The 17972-nt window shown below is 71.1% G+C and carries 20 protein-coding genes; 5 read left to right on the top strand and 15 right to left on the bottom strand.

The features are described from left to right. Positions 1-151 precede the first annotated feature (151 nt). The 11 genes from rdgB to clpS all read right to left on the bottom strand — a co-directional run bounded on the left by rdgB (position 152) and on the right by clpS (position 8217). Complete coding sequence (gene rdgB / locus KDK95_RS03780; protein WP_212516562.1) at positions 152-766, bottom strand: RdgB/HAM1 family non-canonical purine NTP pyrophosphatase; 615 nt, start codon at positions 764-766, stop codon at positions 152-154. Then, the gene (gene rph, locus KDK95_RS03785) at positions 763-1515 is read right to left on the bottom strand and encodes a ribonuclease PH (RefSeq protein ID WP_212516563.1); all 753 of its coding nucleotides are present in this window, start codon (positions 1513-1515) and stop codon (positions 763-765) included. The genes rdgB and rph overlap by 4 nt, the downstream gene beginning before the upstream one ends. Continuing rightward, positions 1512-2318, bottom strand: coding sequence for a glutamate racemase (gene murI / locus KDK95_RS03790; protein WP_212516564.1), 807 nt, complete (start codon positions 2316-2318; stop codon positions 1512-1514). Before murI ends, rph begins: the two co-directional genes overlap by 4 nt. Positions 2319-2334: 16 nt before the next feature. Next, positions 2335-3282 carry a PLP-dependent cysteine synthase family protein gene (locus KDK95_RS03795; protein WP_212516565.1) on the bottom strand — a complete coding sequence of 316 codons (948 nt, stop codon included), beginning with the start codon at positions 3280-3282 and terminating at the stop codon, positions 2335-2337. Positions 3283-3292: 10 nt separating this feature from the next. Then, complete coding sequence (locus KDK95_RS03800; RefSeq protein WP_212516566.1) at positions 3293-3571, bottom strand: MoaD/ThiS family protein; 279 nt, start codon at positions 3569-3571, stop codon at positions 3293-3295. A gap of 65 nt (positions 3572-3636) precedes the next feature. Further along, on the bottom strand, positions 3637-3792 hold the full coding sequence (locus KDK95_RS03805) for a putative leader peptide (protein WP_212516567.1): 156 nt from the start codon (positions 3790-3792) through the stop codon (positions 3637-3639). 76 nt (positions 3793-3868) lie between these two features. Further along, complete coding sequence (locus KDK95_RS03810; RefSeq protein ID WP_212516568.1) at positions 3869-5413, bottom strand: MptA/MptB family glycosyltransferase; 1545 nt, start codon at positions 5411-5413, stop codon at positions 3869-3871. Positions 5414-5457: 44 nt separating this feature from the next. Beyond that, the gene (locus KDK95_RS03815; protein WP_212516569.1) at positions 5458-6759 is read right to left on the bottom strand and encodes a glycosyltransferase 87 family protein; all 1302 of its coding nucleotides are present in this window, start codon (positions 6757-6759) and stop codon (positions 5458-5460) included. Next, the gene (locus KDK95_RS03820; RefSeq protein WP_212516570.1) at positions 6756-7181 is read right to left on the bottom strand and encodes a M67 family metallopeptidase; all 426 of its coding nucleotides are present in this window, start codon (positions 7179-7181) and stop codon (positions 6756-6758) included. Before KDK95_RS03820 ends, KDK95_RS03815 begins: the two co-directional genes overlap by 4 nt. A gap of 133 nt (positions 7182-7314) precedes the next feature. Further along, the gene (locus KDK95_RS03825; protein ID WP_212516571.1) at positions 7315-7884 is read right to left on the bottom strand and encodes a DUF2017 domain-containing protein; all 570 of its coding nucleotides are present in this window, start codon (positions 7882-7884) and stop codon (positions 7315-7317) included. A 36-nt stretch (positions 7885-7920) separates the two neighbouring features. Then, positions 7921-8217, bottom strand: a complete 297-nt coding sequence (gene clpS, locus KDK95_RS03830; protein WP_212516572.1) for an ATP-dependent Clp protease adapter ClpS — start codon at positions 8215-8217, stop codon at positions 7921-7923. A gap of 71 nt (positions 8218-8288) precedes the next feature. On the opposite strand from clpS, the gene KDK95_RS03835 reads away from it, so the two are divergent. Both KDK95_RS03835 and KDK95_RS03840 read left to right on the top strand, forming a co-directional pair. Further along, positions 8289-9593 carry a nicotinate phosphoribosyltransferase gene (locus tag KDK95_RS03835; protein WP_212516573.1) on the top strand — a complete coding sequence of 435 codons (1305 nt, stop codon included), beginning with the start codon at positions 8289-8291 and terminating at the stop codon, positions 9591-9593. Between the two features lie 5 nt (positions 9594-9598). Continuing rightward, on the top strand, positions 9599-10093 hold the full coding sequence (locus KDK95_RS03840; protein WP_212516574.1) for an isochorismatase family protein: 495 nt from the start codon (positions 9599-9601) through the stop codon (positions 10091-10093). Between the two features lie 76 nt (positions 10094-10169). On the opposite strand, the gene KDK95_RS36690 is transcribed toward KDK95_RS03840, so the two are convergent. Both KDK95_RS36690 and hppD read right to left on the bottom strand, forming a co-directional pair. Further along, on the bottom strand, positions 10170-11552 hold the full coding sequence (locus tag KDK95_RS36690; RefSeq protein WP_212516575.1) for an RDD family protein: 1383 nt from the start codon (positions 11550-11552) through the stop codon (positions 10170-10172). A gap of 53 nt (positions 11553-11605) precedes the next feature. Then, the gene (hppD, locus tag KDK95_RS03850; protein ID WP_212516605.1) at positions 11606-12745 is read right to left on the bottom strand and encodes a 4-hydroxyphenylpyruvate dioxygenase; all 1140 of its coding nucleotides are present in this window, start codon (positions 12743-12745) and stop codon (positions 11606-11608) included. A 134-nt stretch (positions 12746-12879) separates the two neighbouring features. Here hppD and KDK95_RS03855 point away from each other — a divergent pair, with 134 nt between their 5' ends. From KDK95_RS03855 to KDK95_RS03865, 3 genes are read left to right on the top strand one after another with little or no spacing between them, the layout of a single operon-like run. Beyond that, a complete protein-coding gene (locus KDK95_RS03855) occupies positions 12880-13347 on the top strand; it encodes an Lrp/AsnC family transcriptional regulator (RefSeq protein WP_212516606.1) in 468 nt (155 codons plus the stop codon). Between the two features lie 22 nt (positions 13348-13369). Next, positions 13370-13987: a DUF5819 family protein gene (locus KDK95_RS03860; RefSeq protein ID WP_212516576.1), complete on the top strand. Its 618-nt coding sequence runs from the start codon at positions 13370-13372 to the stop codon at positions 13985-13987. Continuing rightward, the gene (locus KDK95_RS03865) at positions 13966-15534 is read left to right on the top strand and encodes a DCC1-like thiol-disulfide oxidoreductase family protein (protein WP_212516577.1); all 1569 of its coding nucleotides are present in this window, start codon (positions 13966-13968) and stop codon (positions 15532-15534) included. Before KDK95_RS03860 ends, KDK95_RS03865 begins: the two co-directional genes overlap by 22 nt. Here KDK95_RS03865 and KDK95_RS03870 read toward each other — a convergent pair. Next, positions 15439-16107, bottom strand: a complete 669-nt coding sequence (locus tag KDK95_RS03870; protein WP_212516578.1) for an IclR family transcriptional regulator — start codon at positions 16105-16107, stop codon at positions 15439-15441. The two genes, KDK95_RS03865 and KDK95_RS03870, sit on opposite strands and share 96 nt — an antisense overlap. 72 nt (positions 16108-16179) lie before the next feature. Continuing rightward, a complete protein-coding gene (locus KDK95_RS03875; RefSeq protein WP_249160180.1) occupies positions 16180-17967 on the bottom strand; it encodes a DEAD/DEAH box helicase in 1788 nt (595 codons plus the stop codon). Positions 17968-17972: the final 5 nt, after the last annotated feature.

Below are 17972 nucleotides of genomic sequence, written 5' to 3' on the forward strand. Positions count from 1 at the left end.
AGGTATAGACCAGTTATCTAATCGTAATCTCAGCTGCACGGCGCCGTGACTTGATCACCCGCAGTAATGGGACAAAGTATGCCAAAAGGCCGGGTACCCTCTCGGGATGCCCGGCCCTTCCCGGCAGCCTGTCGGCCGCGGCGGGGGCGGCTCAGCCGCGCACCAGGTGCGGGGCCAGGGCCGCGAAGGCGCGGCGGCGGTGCGAGATCCGGTTCTTCGCCTCGGCGGTGAGCTCGGCGGTGCTCACGTCGTGGCCGTGCGGCCGGAACACGGGGTCGTAGCCGAAGCCGCCCTCGCCGTGCCGCTCGCGCAGCAGCACGCCGTTGATCCGGCCCTCCTCCACGATGCGGCGGCCGTCGGGGCCCGGCTCGGCCAGCGCGGCGGCGCAGACGAACGCGGCACCGCGGTGCTCGTCCGGCACGTCGGAGACCTGGGCCAGCAGCAGGTCCAGGTTGGCCGCGTCGTCGCCGTGCCTGCCCGCCCAGCGCGCGGAGAAGATGCCGGGCATGCCGTTGAGCGCGTCCACGCAGATGCCGGAGTCGTCGGCGATCGCGGGCAGCCCGGTCGCCTCGGCCACGGCCACCGCCTTGAGCAGCGCGTTGCCCGCGAAGCTCAGCTCGGTCTCGGCCACGTCCGCCACACCCGGGAATTCGGCCACCCCGACGAGGTCCACGACCACGCCGAGGTCGGCCAGGATCGCGCGCAGCTCGCCGATCTTGTGGGCGTTGCGCGTGGCCAGCACCACGCGCTGCGGAGCGTCGTTCATCGGCCCAGCGCCTTGTTCTGAATCAGCGTCAGCTCGCGGCAGCCGAGCTCGGCGAGGTCGAGCAGGCTGCCGAGTTCGGCCCGGTCGAACGGCGCGCCCTCGGCGGTGCCCTGCACCTCGACGAACTTCCCGTCGCCGGTGCACACCACGTTCATGTCGGTCTCCGCGCGCACGTCCTCCTCGTAGCAGAGGTCGAGCATCGGCTTGCCGTCGATGATGCCCACCGAGACCGCGCAGACTGAGCCGGTCAGCGGCTCGTGCTTGCCCTTGATCGCGCCGCGCTCGCGCAGCCAGCTCACGGCGTCCTCCAGCGCGACGTACGCGCCGGTGATGGCGGCCGTGCGGGTGCCGCCGTCCGCCTGCAGCACGTCGCAGTCGAGCACGATGGTGTTCTCGCCGAGCGCCTTGTAGTCGACGACGGCGCGCACGGCCCGGCCGATCAGCCGGGAGATCTCGTGCGTGCGGCCCCCGATGCGGCCCTTGACGGACTCGCGGTCGGAGCGGTCGTGCGTGGCGCGCGGCAGCATCGCGTACTCGGCGGTGACCCAGCCGAGGCCGGAGCCCTTGCGCCAGCGCGGCACGCCCTCGGTCACCGACGCCGCGCACAGCACCCTGGTACGCCCGAACTCGACGAGCACCGAGCCCTCCGCGTGGTCCAGCCAGTTGCGGGTGATGGTCACGGGGCGCAGGCGATCCGCGGTGCGGCCGTCGATGCGGGCGGCGTTCTCGGGAGTCGGGGAGGAGGTCATGCGTCGAGGGTAACGGCCCGGGCGACGTCGCTCAGCTCGGGCCCGAGGAAACGCCTGCCGATCTCGCGGAAGCGCTCCGGGTCCCCGGTGGTGCGGAACTCGTGCACCGGCGGGTCGAGCGTCTCGTCGCGCATCAGGTTGAGCTCGGCGAGCGCGCGGTAGACGTCCTTGGCGGTCTCCTCGGCGCTGGAGATCAGCGTGACGTCCTGGCCCATCACGTACGAGATCACGCCGGTGAGCAGCGGGTAGTGGGTGCAGCCGAGGATCAGCGTGTCCACGTCGGCCGCGGCGACCGGGTCGAGGTACTCGTGCGCCGCCTTGATCAGGTCCTCGCCGCCGGTGACGCCGTCCTCGACGAACTCGACGAAGCGCGGGCAGGCCTGGCTGGTGAGGGTCACGTTCGGGACGGCGGCGAGCGCGTCGTCGTAGGCGCGCGAGGTCTTGGTGGCCATCGTGGAGATGACGCCGATGCGGCCGTTGCGGGTGGCGGCCACGGCGCGCCGGGCGGCCGGGTGGATGACCTCGACGACGGGCACGGAGTAGCGCTCGCGGGCGTCCCTGAGCATCGCGGAGCTGGCCGAGTTGCAGGCGATCACCAGCATCTTGACCCCCTGCTCGACCAGCTGGTCGAGGCATTCGAGGGCGAATTTGCGGACCTCGGCGATGGGCCGCGGGCCGTAGGGGGCCCGGGCCGTGTCGCCGAGGTAGAAGACCGGCTCGTGCGGCAACTGGTCCAGCACGGCCCTGGCCACGGTCAATCCGCCGTAGCCGCTGTCGAAAATGCCAATCGGTGCGTCTGCCACCAGGAAACTGTAACGGCTAAGCCCAGAGCTGACCGGACAGGCGATCTTCCGCCTCGTCCAGGGTGCCCTCGTACGCACCGGTGGACAGGTACTTCCAACCGCCGTCGGCGACCACGAAGGCTATGTCCGCGGTGCCGCCGGCCTTGTGCACCTTGGTCGCGATGCCGATCGCGGCGTGCAGCGCGCAGCCGGTGGAGATGCCCGCGAAGATGCCCTCGGTGGTCAGCAGCTCCCTGGTGCGGCGCAGCGCGTCGGCGGAGGCGACGGAGTAACGGGTCGTCAGAACCGACTCGTCGTAGATCTCCGGGACGAAGCCCTCGTCGAGGTTGCGCAGGCCGTAGATGAGGTCGTCGTAGCGCGGCTCGGCGGCGACGATCTCGATGCCGGGGACCTTCTCGCGCAGGTAGCGGCCGACGCCCATCAGCGTGCCGGTGGTGCCGAGGCCGGCGACGAAGTGGGTGATGGTCGGCAGGTCGGCGAGGATCTCCGGGCCGGTGCCGTGGTAGTGCGCGCCGGCGTTGGCCGGGTTGCCGTACTGGTAGAGCAGCACCCAGTCGGGGTTCTGCTCGGCCAGCCCCTTGGCCACCCGGACCGCCTCGTTGGAGCCGCCGGCGGCCGGGGACGGGACGATCTCGGCGCCCCACATGCGCAGCAGCTGGCGCCGCTCGGCCGAGGTGTTCTCCGGCATCACGCAGATCAGCTTGTAGCCCTTGAGCTTGGCCGCCATGGCCAGCGCGATCCCGGTGTTGCCGCTGGTGGGCTCGAGGATCGTGCAGCCGGGGCGCAGCCGCCCGTCACGCTCGGCCTCCTCGACCATGGCCAGCGCCGGACGGTCCTTGATCGAGCCGGTCGGGTTGCGGTCCTCCAGCTTCGCCCAGATCCGGACGTCCCCGGACGGGGAGAGCTTGGGCAGCCCGACCAGCGGGGTGTGGCCGAGCGAGTCGAGCAGCGAGTCGTAGCGCATGGCGGCGGGGTCAGCTCATCCCGCCGGCGACGGCCGGCAGCACGGTGACGTTGTCGCCGTCGGCGAGCTCGGTGTCCAGACCGCCGAGGAAGCGGACGTCCTCGTCGTTCTTGTACACGTTCACGAAGCGGCGCAGCTTGCCCTCGTCGAGCAGCCGGTCGCCGATGCCGGGGTGCCGGGTGTCGAGGTCGGTGATCAGGGCGGCGAGGGTCTCGCCGCTGCCTTCGACGCTCTTGGCGCCGTCGGTGTAGCTGCGCAGGATGGTCGGGATGGAGACCTGGACGGCCATGGTGGCTCCTGGGATTCGGGGCGTTCTCGCCCTGCGGGTCGGGGGGTCGTCAGCGATGCGGGATGTCAGCGACACAGCGCGCTGGCCAGGCGGCCCAGATCGACGTGGCGGCGCGCGACGAGCAGCACGCTCGGGTCCGCAGAGCGTGCGGTCGTCCCCGCGAAGGGCGGCACGCTCGGGTGCTGTCCTTCTGGCGCCGTCATCACATCGGGGGAACGCATATGACCATTCTACCGATTCCCGGGGCGGCGGCCCCAGGCCGTTCCGCAGCTCGGACGGGGTGTGACGGGCGTTACGTCAGTTGTTGGCCCAGGTCGCCGGGCCGCCGCCGGAGCAGTGCATCAGCGCGAGGTAGACGGTCGCGAGGGTGAGCCACCGGGTCATCGGGTTGCGCGGCACCAGCGCGAGGATCGCCCAGGCCACCGCCGCGTACCAGGGCAGCGACCAGGGCGCGACCAGGATCCAGGCGAACGAGAGCGCGAACGGCACGGTGACCACGGCCGGCTGGTCGGCGCCGAACTTGCGGTAGATCGCGTAGGCGATGATCACCATCAGGACCGGCCAGCTGACCGAGATGATGTCGGAGGAGATGCGCTGCCCTGCGGGTTCGGCGCCGAACAGGCCGAACACCCACTCGACCGAGAGCTGGAAGGCGCGCCAGGGCGAGGGGGTGGCGACCAGGCTGGAGGCCTGGAGCACCTGTTTGAAGGCGTGCATGCCGAAGAACGAGTAGAAGAACGCGACGGTGCCGAGCCCGCCGACGCTCAGGCGCAGCAGGTTGATCCACTCGCGCCGCATGAGAAGCACCCAGCCGATGGCCACGCCCGCCCAGGCCGCGTTGATCTTGAAGCAGCAGCCGACGCCGATCGCGACGCCAACCCACAGGTAGCGCCAGCCGCTGGTCCGGCTGCGGGCCAGTTGGACGCCGACGACCGTGGCCGCGGCGACGTACGTGTCGAGGTGGCCGCCGAAGACCAGCTGCTGGATCAGGACGGGGTTGGCCACCCACATCAGGCTGGCGCGGACCGGGTCGTCGGCGGTGCGCATCAGGTAGTAGCCGACGGCGAGGAAGACCAGCCCGTTCATGATCATCAGGGCGGAGACGGCGGCGGCCGGGTTGGACTTGCCGCCGAACAGCGCGGCGAACTGCTGGAGCCAGGTGGCCAGCGGGCCGTAGACCGAGGGCGTGCGCCACCACATCTGGCCGACGGTGTGCACGTAGACGTCGGAGGGGCCGAGCGCGCTGGGGCCGTTGTCGTACGGGTCGATGCCGAGGTTCGCCATCCGGCCGTAGGCGGCGTAGCTGGTGGTGTCCGAGGAGCCGACCGGCGTGATGAACACCATGACGGCGACGATCGCCGCGGCGGCCAGGAACAGGTGCCGCGGGTTCGGCCGCCAGCCGCGGCTGTTGGCCCACAGCAGTGCGGCCAGGCCGACGCACTGCAGGATGATCGCGGTCCAGGTCATCGAGATCGATGCCCAGTCCGGCAGGCTGCCGAGGTGCCCGGACAGCGGCAGCATGATGTAGGTGAAGCCGGACCTGATGTCGAGCGTGCCGCCGTTCTGGGTGATCAGGGTGAACGGCACTCGGGGCAGCGTGTTGTAGTTCGGCGAGAAGATGCCGACCACCATGATCAGCACGATGCCGGTGAGCGAGATGATGATCGCGCTGCGCGCGGTGGCGAGCTCGGAGTTGGCGAGCCGGTAGACGAGCTCGATGGCCCGGGCGACCGGTCCGCGCGGGCCGTCCTCCGGGCGCGGCCGGCCCGCGGACCGGCCTGAGCCGGGTCCGCCGACGACGATGGCCCCAGGGCCCCCGCCCGTTCTTATCGGCTCCGTCACTGTTCCTCGTCCCGCTCGGTCCCCGCAGTGATGCTAGTGCTTGCTCAGTCGGCGTGGGCGGCCGAGGCCGCGGTCCTGGCCGGTTCGGCGAACTCCTGCGGCTCGCGGGCGCCGGACTGCCAGAGCCGGTGCAGCGCCTGCACGCAGGCCACCACCAGGATCAGGTTGCGCCCGGCCACCACCATCGTCCCCCAGAACTGGCCGCCCATGACCTCGCCGAACAGCAGCGGGAACTCGACCTGGGTGATCAGCACGCAGAACACGACGAGGCAGGCCGGCCTGGCCATCACGGTGCCCCGCCGCATCGGGCCGTTCTCGGTGAGCACCAGCGCGGCCAGGCCCAGCAGCCAGATCAGGTACTGCGGGCTGAGCACCCGGCTGGTCACGACGAGCACGAGTACGACGGTGAACGCCGTGTCGTACATCAGGCCGGGGGTCCAGGAGCGCGCCTTGAACCGCATCAGCCGCCACCACAGCACGATCCCGACGCCGACGACGGTGAGCAGTTCGGCGAAGGAGGCGACCGCGGAGATCCCGGGCCCGGAGACCTGGAAGGAGCCGTAGGTCATGGCGACCTTGGCCGGGTAGCCGAACCAGTGCAGGATCATGAAGACCGAGGCGAGCACGGACTCTACCTCGATGCCGCGGTTGGACTGGCCGGACAGGAACGAGAGCGCGCCCGTCAGGGACAGCGAGAGGATCGCGGTCAGCACGGCCGCGGTGCCGACCAGCCACGCGACGGCGCGGCGGCCCGGGCCCTTCGGCGGCAGTCCGAGGATCAGCGCGCCCGGCCAGACCTTGACCAGCGCGCCGACGCCGAGCAGCGCGCCGCGAAGCGACCAGCGCAGCTTCACCGAGCGCGCCGGGAGGACGAGCCCGGCCACGGCCAGCGCGGTGACGATCACGTCGTAGCGCATCAGCAGCAGCGGCCCTATCGCGAAGCCGCCGACCACCCACACCCACACGCCGGTCAGGTGCGGTTCCGCGCCGTCCGCCGCCGCGTTCCGGTCGGAGTGCGAGAGCAGCAGCGCGTAGACCGCGAAGTCGGCGAGCAGCGCGAGGAAGAAGAAGGTGACCAGGTAGCTGGCCCCGAAGTGCGCGACCAGCAGCGGCGCCAGGAAGATCAGCGCCGCGGCGGGCGGGTACTGCCACCGGGTGTCGTGCACGGGGTACGAACCGTGCTCCAGGATGTGCGCCCAGCCCTGGTAGATCTTCACGTCGCCCAGCACCGCGCCGTGCGAGAACCAGGGGAGCACGGTCGTCGCCAGGAGCATCAGCAGCACCCGGCTGGCGAACCATGCCGCGAGGACCCGCCGGTACCGCGGCCGGGCGACGGTGAGGGTCATTCCGTATCGTCCACTACCTCGATCTCCTCCTCGGAGATCACACCGTCGACGATCCGGTACGAGCGGAACTGGAACTCGCCCAGGCCGTCGGCGTCCCGGGTGGAGACCAGCACGTAGTGCGCGTTCGGCTCGGAGGCGTAGGACAGGTCGGTGCGCGAGGGGTACGCCTCGGTCGCGGTGTGCGAGTGGTAGATGACGACGGCCTCCTCGTCCCGGTCGTCCATCTCCCGCCACACCTTCAGCTGCTCGAGCGAGTCGAAGCGGTAGAACGTGGGCGAGCGCTCCGCGTTGGCCATCGGGATGAAGCGGACCGGCCTATCCGAGCCGATCGGCCCGGCGACGACGCCGCAGGCCTCGTCGGGGTGGTCGGCGCGCGCATGGTCGATGATGGCGTCTCGAATCGCCTGTCCTATGGTCAGCACGGGAAAAGGGTAGCTGGTCACCTTGAAAGCGCGTCGCGGATCGCCTGGGCCGACCAAACGGTCAGGGCGCGCACAGGGCAATCGGAGACGGTGAGCGGCCGCTCTCACACTCACGGCGGCAGCGCGTCCGAGCTCAGCGCGGCAGCGCCTCGAGCAGGGTTTCCTGCAGGTAGCCGAGATAGTGGTACGCGGGCACGTAGGCGCGCAGCGGGTCGTCGGCCTCGAGGTCGGCGCCGGGTTCCTGGCCGTCGTCCTGCAGGCCGAAGCGGGAGCCGAGCACCAGGCGCAGGTCGTTGAGCGCGCCGAGCCAGCACTGGGCCTGCTCCTCGTCGAGGTCGAAGCGGCCGCCCTTGTCCTGCGGCAGGCTCTCCAGCGCGCACTGCGCCCGGCCGCGCTTGCCGGATCGCAGCTCGCCCTCGGTGAAGCGGCGGAACTCGGCGGCGGCCTTCTCGTCGTCGCGGTAGGCGTCCGGGAACAGCCGGGCGAGCGCGGGGTCGTCCGGCGGCGCCACCTCCTCGGGTTCGAAGCCGAGGTCGGCCAGGCCCAGCTCTATCGCGAGCGGGTCGGCGCTGGCCGCCCGCTCCTCGGCCGGGCCGAGCAGGTCGAGCAGCTGGCCGAACAGGTAGGCGAGCAGCTGCGCCTCCACCGCCTCCAGGTTCGCCTGGACGGTGCGGTGCGGGCCGGCTCGGAAAGTGAAGCTCACGGCGGATCTTTCCGTTGAGGGAGTGGTGACGCGGCGTCAGTCGTGTTGCAGCGTGGCCCAAAGACCATAGCCGTGCATGGCGGCCACGTCGCGTTCCATCTCCTCACGGGTCCCGTTCGACACCGACGCCTTTCCGCGCTGGTGCACATCCATCATCAGCTTCTCCGCCTTCGTGCGCGGATACCCGAAATACGTCTGGAAGACGTAGCTGACGTAGCTCATCAGGTTGACGGGGTCGTTCCACACGATCGTGGTCCAAGGCCGGTCAGCGGACTCCAGCGGGTCGGCTTCGGCGGCTTCCGGCTGTTCGAGTTCGATGGGCGCAGTGCTCACGGTCCTATCGTCGCACTCTTTGAGACAGGCCTCACATGCCGGCCGCGCAGAAGTGCGCTACCCTTAGCGTCATGGTGACGATAAGTACCCCGGCTCTGCTCACCGACCACTACGAGCTGACCATGCTGCAGGGCGCGCTGCGCAGCGGGGCGGCCGACCGGCGGTCGGTGTTCGAAGTGTTCACCCGCCGGCTGCCCGAGGGGCGGCGGTACGGCGTGGTGGCGGGCACCGGCCGGGTCATCGAGGCGGTGGCCGAGTTCCGGTTCACCGGGGATCAGCTGGAGTTCCTGGAGCGCACCGCGGTCGTGGACCGGCCGACGCTGGACTGGCTGGCCGACTACCGCTTCCGCGGGTCGATCAGCGGCTACCGGGAGGGCGAGTGCTACTTCCCCGGCTCGCCGATCCTCACCGTGGAGGGCGGCTTCGCCGAGTGCGTGCTGCTCGAGACGCTCGTGCTCTCGATCCTGAACCACGACTCGGCGATCGCGGCCGCGGCCTCCCGGATGGTCTCGGCGGCGGCCGGGCGGCCGTGCATCGAGATGGGCTCGCGCCGCACCCACGAGGAGGCGGCGGTGGCCGGCGCCCGGGCGGCGTACCTGTCCGGCTTCGCCTCGACCTCGAACCTGGAGGCCGGCTTCCGGTACGGCGTGCCGACGGTCGGCACCGCGGCGCACGCGTTCACCCTGGTGCACGACAGCGAGCGCGACGCCTTCCAGACCCAGGTGGCCACGCTCGGCAAGGGCACGACGCTGCTGGTCGACACCTACGACGTGGCCGAGGCGGTGCGAATGGCCGTGGAGGTGGCCGGGCCGGACCTCGGCGCGGTCCGGCTGGACTCCGGCGACCTGCTCTGGATGGCCCACCGGGTGCGCCGGCAGCTCGACGAGCTCGGGGCGCAGGACACGAAGATCGTGGTCACCAGCGACCTGGACGAGTACGCGATCGCGGCGCTGGCCGTGGCACCGGTGGACGCGTACGGCGTGGGCACGCAGCTGGTGACCGGCAGCGGCGCGCCGACCTCGTCCATGGTCTACAAGCTGGTGGCCCGCGCGGAGTCGGCCGACCCGAAGGCGCCGCTGCTGCCGGTGGCCAAGAAGTCGACCGGCAAGCCGAGCCTCGGCGGCCGCAAGTGGGCCTACCGGCGGATCGACGAGGACGGCGTGGCGACCGAGGAGATCATCGCCACCCGGCCGGACCCCGCGCTGGGCCGGCCGCTGATCACCCCGCTCGTCGTGGACGGCGACGTGGTGGAAAGGCAGAACCTGGCCGAGGGGCGGCGGCTGCACCAGGACAGCCTGGCGCAGCTCCCGCTCTCGGCGACCCAGCTGTCCCGTGGGGACGCGGTGATCCCCACGGTCTACGCGAAGGCGGACTGAAGCAGATGACGAAGGCACTGATCGTGGTGGACGTCCAGAGGGACTTCTGCGAGGGCGGCTCGCTCGCGGTGGCCGGCGGCAACGCCGTGGCCGCGAACGTGCGCGAATACGTGCTGAACGGAGGCAGCGGCGGGGCCCTGTACGTGGTCGCGACCCGCGACTACCACGTGGACCCGGGCGCGCACTTCGGCGAGTGGCCGGTGCACTGCCGGGTCGGCACCGAGGGGGCGGAGTTCCACCCGGCCGTCGCCGACCTGCCCTTCGACGCGGAGTTCCGCAAGGGCGAGCACGCCGCGGCCTACTCCGGCTTCGAGGGCGTGGACGCGGCGGGCTCCGGGCTGAGCCTGGAGGCGTGGCTCCGCGAGCGCGGGGTGATCGAGGTGGACGTCTGCGGCCTGGCCACGGACTTCTGCGTGGCGGCGACGGCGAAGGACGCCGAAAGGCTCGGCTTCACGACGCGCGTGCTGGTGGAGTTGAGCGCGGCGGTCAATCAGGGCTAATGGATGGAATTCACGGGAGAACAAGCAAGGGCCCGCACATGCAATGTGCGGGCCCTTGCGTTCGCTCGGATCAGGCTCATGCCTTGACGGTGACCGTGGAGGTCGCCTTCTCGTGCACGCCCTGCCGGTAGGGCCGCCCCCAGAGCACCCCGCCGAGCGCGAAGATGTCGACCAGCGGGATGATCGCGAGCGCCCAGAAGAACAGGGCCCTGCGGGTTCCGACTCCGCTCGTGCGCAGCGGCTGCCCGCTCGGCAGCTGCACGATCTGCACGCCGGCCAGGCGCTTGCCGAAGGTCTGGCCGCCGCGGCCGAGCCGGTAGCCCTCGTAGGCGACCGAGACGATCACGAAGGCGAGCAGCGCGCCCGCCCACAGCGCGATGCCCACGGCGTCCATGCCGAGCGTGGTGTACGTGGTCGTGGCCTCGGCGTCGAGCCGGAGCACGTACTGGTGGTCGTGCCGGTGCGCGATCAGCAGCAGGGTCACGGTGATCGGCGCGGAGAAGATCGCGGCGATGCCGAGGTCGATGATGCGGCCCAGGAAGCGGGAGCCGGGCGTGGCCAGCTCGACGACGGTGGCCTCGCCCTCGCCGTCCTCGTCGTCCGGCCCGGTGGACGCGCCGAAGCCGGTCCCGGGCAGCCCCGCGAAGGGGTTGGTGCTCAGCCCGGGCAGCCGGTAGGTGCCGGTGCGCTGGCTCGGCGCGAACGCCGAGGGAACGATCATGGTGGCGACCGACTCGGCCTGCTGCGGCGGCTCGGGCTGCAGCTGCGGCTGCCGCGGGCTCGGCACAGGAGTGGCCGTTCGGTGCGTCGCCGGCGCCGACGCAGGGCTCTGCGCGTGCTGCTGTGGCTGGGCCGGGAACTGCGGCTGCAAGTCCGGCTGGACCTGCGACGGGGCCACCGGCTGCTGCGGGACCCCCTGTGGCTGCAAGTCCGGCTGAACCACCGGCTGCTGCGGGACCTGCGGTACCCGCTGCGGCTGCGCAACGGGCTCCTGCGGCGCGGGCTGCGCGTACTGCTGCGGCTGGGCCGGGAACCGCGGCTGGGCCTGCGACTGCGCCTGCGTGTCCGGTTGGACCTGCGACTGCGCCTGCGTGTCCGGCTGGACCTGCGGCTGAACCACCGGCTGCTGCGGGACCTGCGGATCCTCGCGCGGCGGTTGCGGCTGCTGCGGGACCTGGGCGTACCCCCGTGCGCCGCTGCGTCCCGCGGCGGCGGCCTGCGAGTGGTCCGGCGAGGCCGCGGCGGCGGCCGCGGGCTCCGGCGTCCAGGTGCCGGAGCTGTCCGCGGGGACCGCGTCCGCCTGCGAGGCGGCGAGCCCCTGCTCCGCGGCCTGCCGCTCCGCCTCGTCCGGCGCGGGCCTGCTGGTCCCCGCGACCCATTCGTTGCCGTCCCAGTAACGGATATATCCCGGAATCGACGGATCCGCGTAATATCCGGCAGGCGGATTTCCGGTGCTCAAGGTCCCCTCCCCCGACGGCCTGTTCCATTCTCCGCGGAAGAGATTAGCCGAGTTCAGAGATTCCCGCGACGCTCCTGCTCCCGCTCGATGGCCTCGAACAGGGCCTTGAAGTTGCCCTTGCCGAAGCCGAGCGAGCCGTGCCGCTCGATCAGCTCGAAGAAGACCGTCGGCCGGTCCTGCACCGGCTTGGTGAAGATCTGCAGCAGGTAGCCGTCCTCGTCCCGGTCGACCAGGATCTTGCGCGCCTGCAGCTCCGCCACCGGGACCCGCACGCTGCCGATCCGGGAGCGCAGCTCCTCGTCCTCGTAGTAGGAGTCCGGGGTGTCCAGGAACTCCACGCCGGCCGCGCGCATCTCGTCGACGGTGCGGATGATGTCGTTGGTGGCCAGCGCGATGTGCTGCACGCCCGGGCCGCCGTAGAACTCCAGGTACTCGTCGATCTGCGACTTGCGGCGGCTGACGGCCGGCTCGTTGAGCGGGAACTTGACCTTGCGGGTGCCGTCCGCGACGACCTTCGACATCAGCGCCGAGTAGTCGGTGGCGATGTCGTCGCCGATGAACTCGGCCATGTTCGTGAAGTGCATGACGTGCCGGTAGAACTCGACCCACTCGTCCATCTTGCCGAGCTCGACGTTGCCCACGCAGTGGTCCACGGCCTGGAAGTAGCGCTTCTCCGGCGCGGCGACGATCGGCTCGCGCGCGACGTAGCCCGGCAGGTAAGGACCCTGGTACCGGGAGCGGTCGACGAGGGTGTGCCGGGTCTCGCCGTAGGTGGCGATGGCGGCGAGGACGACGGTGCCGTGCTCGTCCGTGACCTCATGCGGCTCCTCGAGCCCCTTGGCGCCGTGCTCGACCGCGTACTTGTAGGCCTTGTGCACGTCCGGCACCTGGATCGCCAGATCGGTCACGCCGTCGCCGTGCGCGGCGATGTGCGCGCCGAGCTCGGTGCCCGCGCGGACCGGTCCGTTGAACACGAAGCGGGCCGAGCCGGAGGTCAGCACGTAGGAGGCGACGTCCCGGCTGCCGGTCTCCGGGCCCGAGTAGCCGACCAGCCGCATGCCGAAGCCGGTGGCGTAGTAGTGCGCGGCCTGCTTGGCGTTGCCCACGGCGAAGACGATCGCGTCCATGCCCTTGACGGGGAACGGGTCCTCGGAGGATGCGCCGGCGGAGGTCGCTGCGGGGGTCTCGTGCATCAGGTCGGTCATGACCGTGATCGTGCCCGCGCTCCGCAGAGTGGTCAATAGTTTGCGATTATGATATACATAATGACCAGTGGAACGGTAATTTCGGTCGGCAACTTGTACAGATTGCGAGCGTGATCGGGGCCATGGCCGTGGACGAGCTGGACGCCCGGTTGATCCGGCTGCTCGACGAGGAGCCGCGGGTCGGCGTGATGGAGGCCTCGCGCCGCCTCGGCGTGGCCCGCGGAACCGTGCAGGCGCGGCTCGACAGGCTGCAGGCGGACGGCGTCGTGCGCGGCTTCGGACCGCAGCTCGACCCGGAGGCGCTCGGCTATCCGGTGACGGCCTTCGCGACGCTGGAGATCGCCCAGGGCCGCGGCCGGGACGTGCGCGCGCACCTCGCTACGGTGCCCGAGCTGCTGGAGATGCACACCGTGACCGGCAGCGGGGACATGCTCTGCCGGATCGTGGCGCGCTCCAACCTGGACCTGCAGCACGTGATCGACCGGCTGATCGACTTCGACGGGATCGTGCGCACCTCGACCATGATCGCGATGGAGAACCCGATCCCGCTGCGGGTCGTGCAGTTGGCGCAGGCCGCTGCGTCTTCATGAGTCTCCGGGTAGTCTCGGCGCGGTGACCGAGCAGGCGATACCCCGGAGGCCGACGCGGCACTGGTCGCGCGCGCTCGTCGGCGTGACGGTACTCGTCACGCTGGCGCTGGTGGGCTGCCAGATGGCCGCGTCGTTCCTCTACAACGCGCCGGCCAATGTGATCTCCAAGGCGTACGCCGCACAGGTCTCCTGGTGGATGACGCCGCTGCAGATGCAGAACTGGCAGCTGTTCGCTCCTAACCCGATCTCGGAGAACGTCGAGGTCGACGCGCGCGCCAGCGTCGGGCCGTCCGCGGCCGTGACCTCGTGGGTGAACCTCTCGGCGATCGACGAGGCGCAGACGGACGGCGACCCGGCGCCGAGCCACCTGACGATGAACGCGATGCGCAATGCGTGGATCAAGTTCATCCAGACGCACACCTCGACCGGCATTCCGCTCGCCAACTCGCCGCTGGCCGGCACGGCGCAGGGATACCTGGAGAACCTCGTCCTCACCTACCTGCGGCCGCATGAGTCGCAGACCATCGACTCCATCCAGGTGCGGTTCGTCACGACGCTTCTCTCCGGCGAGGGCCGCACGGCCGCGCAGACCGCCCCGCAGACGGCGATGATGCCGTGGTGGCCGGTGACGCAGTCGTGAACCGCTTCTGGAACGCCTACAGAAGGATCACCGAATCGGCCGTCGCGGCGCGCGGAACCGCGGCGCTGCGCATCGGCTACGGCACGCTCTGGACGCTGTACCTGCTCTCCTCCTTCAACGAACGGCTCACCGCCTGGGGCCCGAACGCGCCCTGGACGCCGGCGATGGCGCGCGCGTACGAGGCGCAGATCCCGATGTTCGGCTGGATCCGGGACTGGCTCACCGCGGTCGCCGGGCTCGGCAGCGGCGCCTTCGAGGCCTTCTACGCGCTCGCCGTCGTGGCCGGGGTGCTGTTCGCGCTCGGCTGGCGCACCCGGATCAGTTCACTGCTGTTCTGCTTCGTCGTCGTCGCGCTGGAGAACCGCAGCCCGCTGATCACGGACGGCGGCGACAACGTCCTGATGATCATGTCGCTCTTCCTCTGCTTCACCCGCTGCGGCAGGCACTGGTCGCTGGACGCGCGGCGGCTGCGTTCACGTCCAACGGACGACGCGGCGCACGACGCGGCCGACACCGGCACAGCCGAGGTGCCGGAATGGCGGCTCGAACTCCGCGCGGTCCGCGAGCAGGTCGCGAACGTGCTGCACAACGGCGCCGTGCTGGTGATCGCCTTCCAGGTCTGCGTCATATACGCGACGGCGGGGCTGTACAAGGTGCAGGGCTCGATGTGGCAGGACGGCACCGCGATGGGCTTCGTGCTGCGGCTGCACTGGTTCCAGCCCTGGCCGGCCCTCGACTCCTGGCTGCTCGCGCACACCGTGCTGCTCGCGCTCGCGGGCTACGTCACGGTGTTCGTGCAGGTCGCGTTCCCGTTCGCGGTCTTCTCGCCGAAGCTCAAGTACCCGTCGCTGGTCGTCCTCGCCGGAATGCACCTGAGCATCGCCGTGCTGCTCGGCCTGCCGTTCTTCTCGCTGATGATGCTGGTCGGCGACGCGGTGTTCCTGTCCGACCGGGTCTGGCAGGCCGTCGAGAGGCGGGTCTCCGGCCCCGCGTACGCTGAGGGTATGGCAGGCGTTGCGAAACCGACCTTGGTGTTCGACGGGGACTGCGGATTCTGCACATCGACCGTGCACTGGGCCGAGCGCTGGTGCCGGCCGGCGGTGCGCTTCGTACCGTGGCAGAACCTGGATCTGGCGGCGCACGGCTTGTCGCAAGAGGCGGTGACCTCGTCGGTGCAGTGGCTCGGCCCGCGCACGTCCGTCACGCGGCCGATCCCGCACGGCTCCGCCGCCGTCGCCCGGACGCTGCTGCGCTCGCGCTGGCCGTTCCGGCCGGTCGGCGCGCTGATGCTGGTTCCGCCGATCTCCTGGCTGGCCGAGCTCGTCTACCGGCTGATCGCGAAGAACCGCTACCGGATGCCCGGCGCCACGCCCGCGTGCGCGGTGCCGGCACCGGCGCCTTCGGTTCCCGCGACGTCCGTGGCGTCCGTGGCGTCCGCGACGTCCGAGGGCTCAGCGCAGGGCGCTGGCGACCTCGGTGGCGGCCCGGATCACCCGCGGGCCGGTGCGGTTGGGGTCGAGCTGGCCGAAGGAGATCACGCCGACTGAGGCCTCGACGCCCGGCACGTCGACCACCGGGGCCGCGATGCCGTACGCGCCGAACTGCAGCTCGCCGTCCGTGATCAGGTAGCCGGCGCTCTTGTTCTCCCGGTAGTTGAGGATCACCCGTCCGGCCGCGCCGCGGTCCAGCGCGTGCCGCGAGCCGACCCGGTAGGCCACGTGGTAGTCGGTCCAGGTGGGCTCGACCACTGCGACGGCGAGCGCCTCGCTGCCGTCCACGACGGTCAGGTGCGCGGTCGCGCCGACCTCCTCGGCCAGCCGGCGCAGCGGGATCGTCGCGGCCTCGCGCAGCAGCGGCTGCACCTGCCTGGCCAGCGCCAGCACGCCGATGGACAGCCGGGCCCGGCCGGAGGAGTCGCGCCTGGCCAGGCCGTGCAGTTCCAGGGTGGCCAGCAGCCGGTAGACGATCGTCCGGTTCACGCTGAGCCGGTCGGCCAGCTCCGTCACGGTCAGGCCGCCGGGGACCTCCGCCAGTTCTTCGAGCGCGCGCAGGCCCCGGTCCAGGGTCTGCGAGGTCTCGGGATGGTGTTCGCCCGCCGGGGTCGCCGTGCTTGTCGTCACGGCAGCAGTCTAAACACGCGGTCTGTCAGCGGCTAAGCGCGACGGGGCGGGCCGGGTCCGGAAAGCGGGCTTTCAGCGCTGCTTGTCCCGGCCGGCGGCCCAGGCCCTGACCTTGTCGATCCGGGCCCGCAGCTCGGCCGCCGTGGCCTGCGCCGCGGGCGGCCCGCCGCAGCTGCGCCGCAGGTCGTTGTGGATGACGCCGTGCGGCAGGCCGGACTGGTGATGCCAGGCGCCGACCAGCGTGTGCAGCTCCTTGCGCAGGCTCAGCAGCTGCTGGTGGCTGACCACCGGGCGCTCCTGCGCGGGCAGCGCGGGCGCGCCGTCCGGGCCGGCCTTCTGGCCGCGCTGCCGGGCGATCTGCCGGGTCTGGCGCTTCTGCAGCAGGGTGCGCACGTGCTCCGGCTCGAGCAGCCCGGGGATGCCGAGGTAGTCCGCCTCGTCCGCGCTGCCCGGCGCGGCCGCGAGACCGTACTCGCCGCCGTCGAACATGACCCGGTCGAAGTTGGCCTCCGACTCCAGCGCCTCGAACTTGAATTCGCCGAGGTCGGTCTCGTTCTTCTCCGCGTTGGCGTCGGCGAGCAGGTCCTCCTCCTCGGACCACATGTCGTCGTCGCGCTTCTTGCGGTCCAGGACGTGGTCGCGCTGCAGCTCGAGTTCGTTGGCGAACTGGACGAGCATCGGCACCGAGGGCAGGAAGACGGAGGCGGTCTCGCCGCGCTTTCGGGCGCGCACGAACCGGCCGACGGCCTGCGCGAAGAACAGCGGCGTGGAGATCGAGGTGGCGTAGACGCCGACGGCCAGCCGGGGGACGTCCACGCCCTCGGACACCATCCGAACCGCGACCATCCAGCGCGACTCGCTCTCGCTGTACTTCTCGATCTTCGATGAGGCCTTGGGGTCGTCGGAGAGCACGACGGTCGGCGACTCGCCGGTGATGTCGCGCAGCATCTTGGCGTACGCGCGGGCGGCGAAGTGGTCGGTGGCGATGACCAGCGCGCCCGCGTCGTGCACGGACTTGCGCACCTCGGTCAGCCGCCGGTCGGCCGCGCGCAGCACCGAGGGCATCCAGTTGCCCGCCGGATCCAGCGCGGTACGCCAGGCCTGGCTGACCGCGTCCTGCGTCATCGGCTCGCCGAGCGAGGCGGCGATCTCGTCCCCGGCCTTGGTGCGCCAGCGCATCTGGCCCGCGTACGACAGGAAGATGACCGGCCGCACGACGCCGTCCGCGAGGGCGGCGCCGTACCCGTAGGTGTAGTCGGCGACCGAGCGGCGCACGCCCTCGGCGTCCGGCGCGTATTCGACGAAGGGGATCTGCGCGATGTCCGAGCGGAACGGCGTCCCGGTCAGCGCGAGGCGCCGCGCCGCCGGCTCGAAGGCCTCGTTGATCGCGTCACCCCAGGCCAGCGCGTCGCCCGCGTGGTGGATCTCGTCGAGGATGACCAGCGTGCGCCGGTTCTCCACCCGCGAGCGGTGCAGCATCGGATGCGCCGCCACACCCGCGTACGTCACGGCGATGCCGGTGTAGTCCCGCGAGGTGCCGCCCGAGGAGCCCGAGTACGTCGGGTCGATCCCTATCCCGACCCGCTTCGCGGCCTCGGACCACTGGTGCTTGAGGTGCTCGGTCGGCGCCACGACGGTGATCTGCTGCACGATGTGACGGTCCAACAGCTCCGTCGCGATCCGAAGCGCGAACGTCGTCTTGCCGGCGCCCGGCGTCGCGACCGCCAGGAAGTCGCGCGGCTCGCGCTTCAGATACTCGTCCAGGGCGGCCTGCTGCCAGGCCCGCAGCTTGCCCGCGGTCCCCCACGGTGCCCGGTCCGGGTACGCCGGAGACAGGTGTGAGGCGGCGTTGGTGCTCAACGGTG

The organism is Actinospica acidithermotolerans (assembly GCF_018139625.1).
In the GTDB taxonomy this organism is placed as follows: domain Bacteria; phylum Actinomycetota; class Actinomycetes; order Streptomycetales; family Catenulisporaceae; genus Actinospica; species Actinospica acidithermotolerans.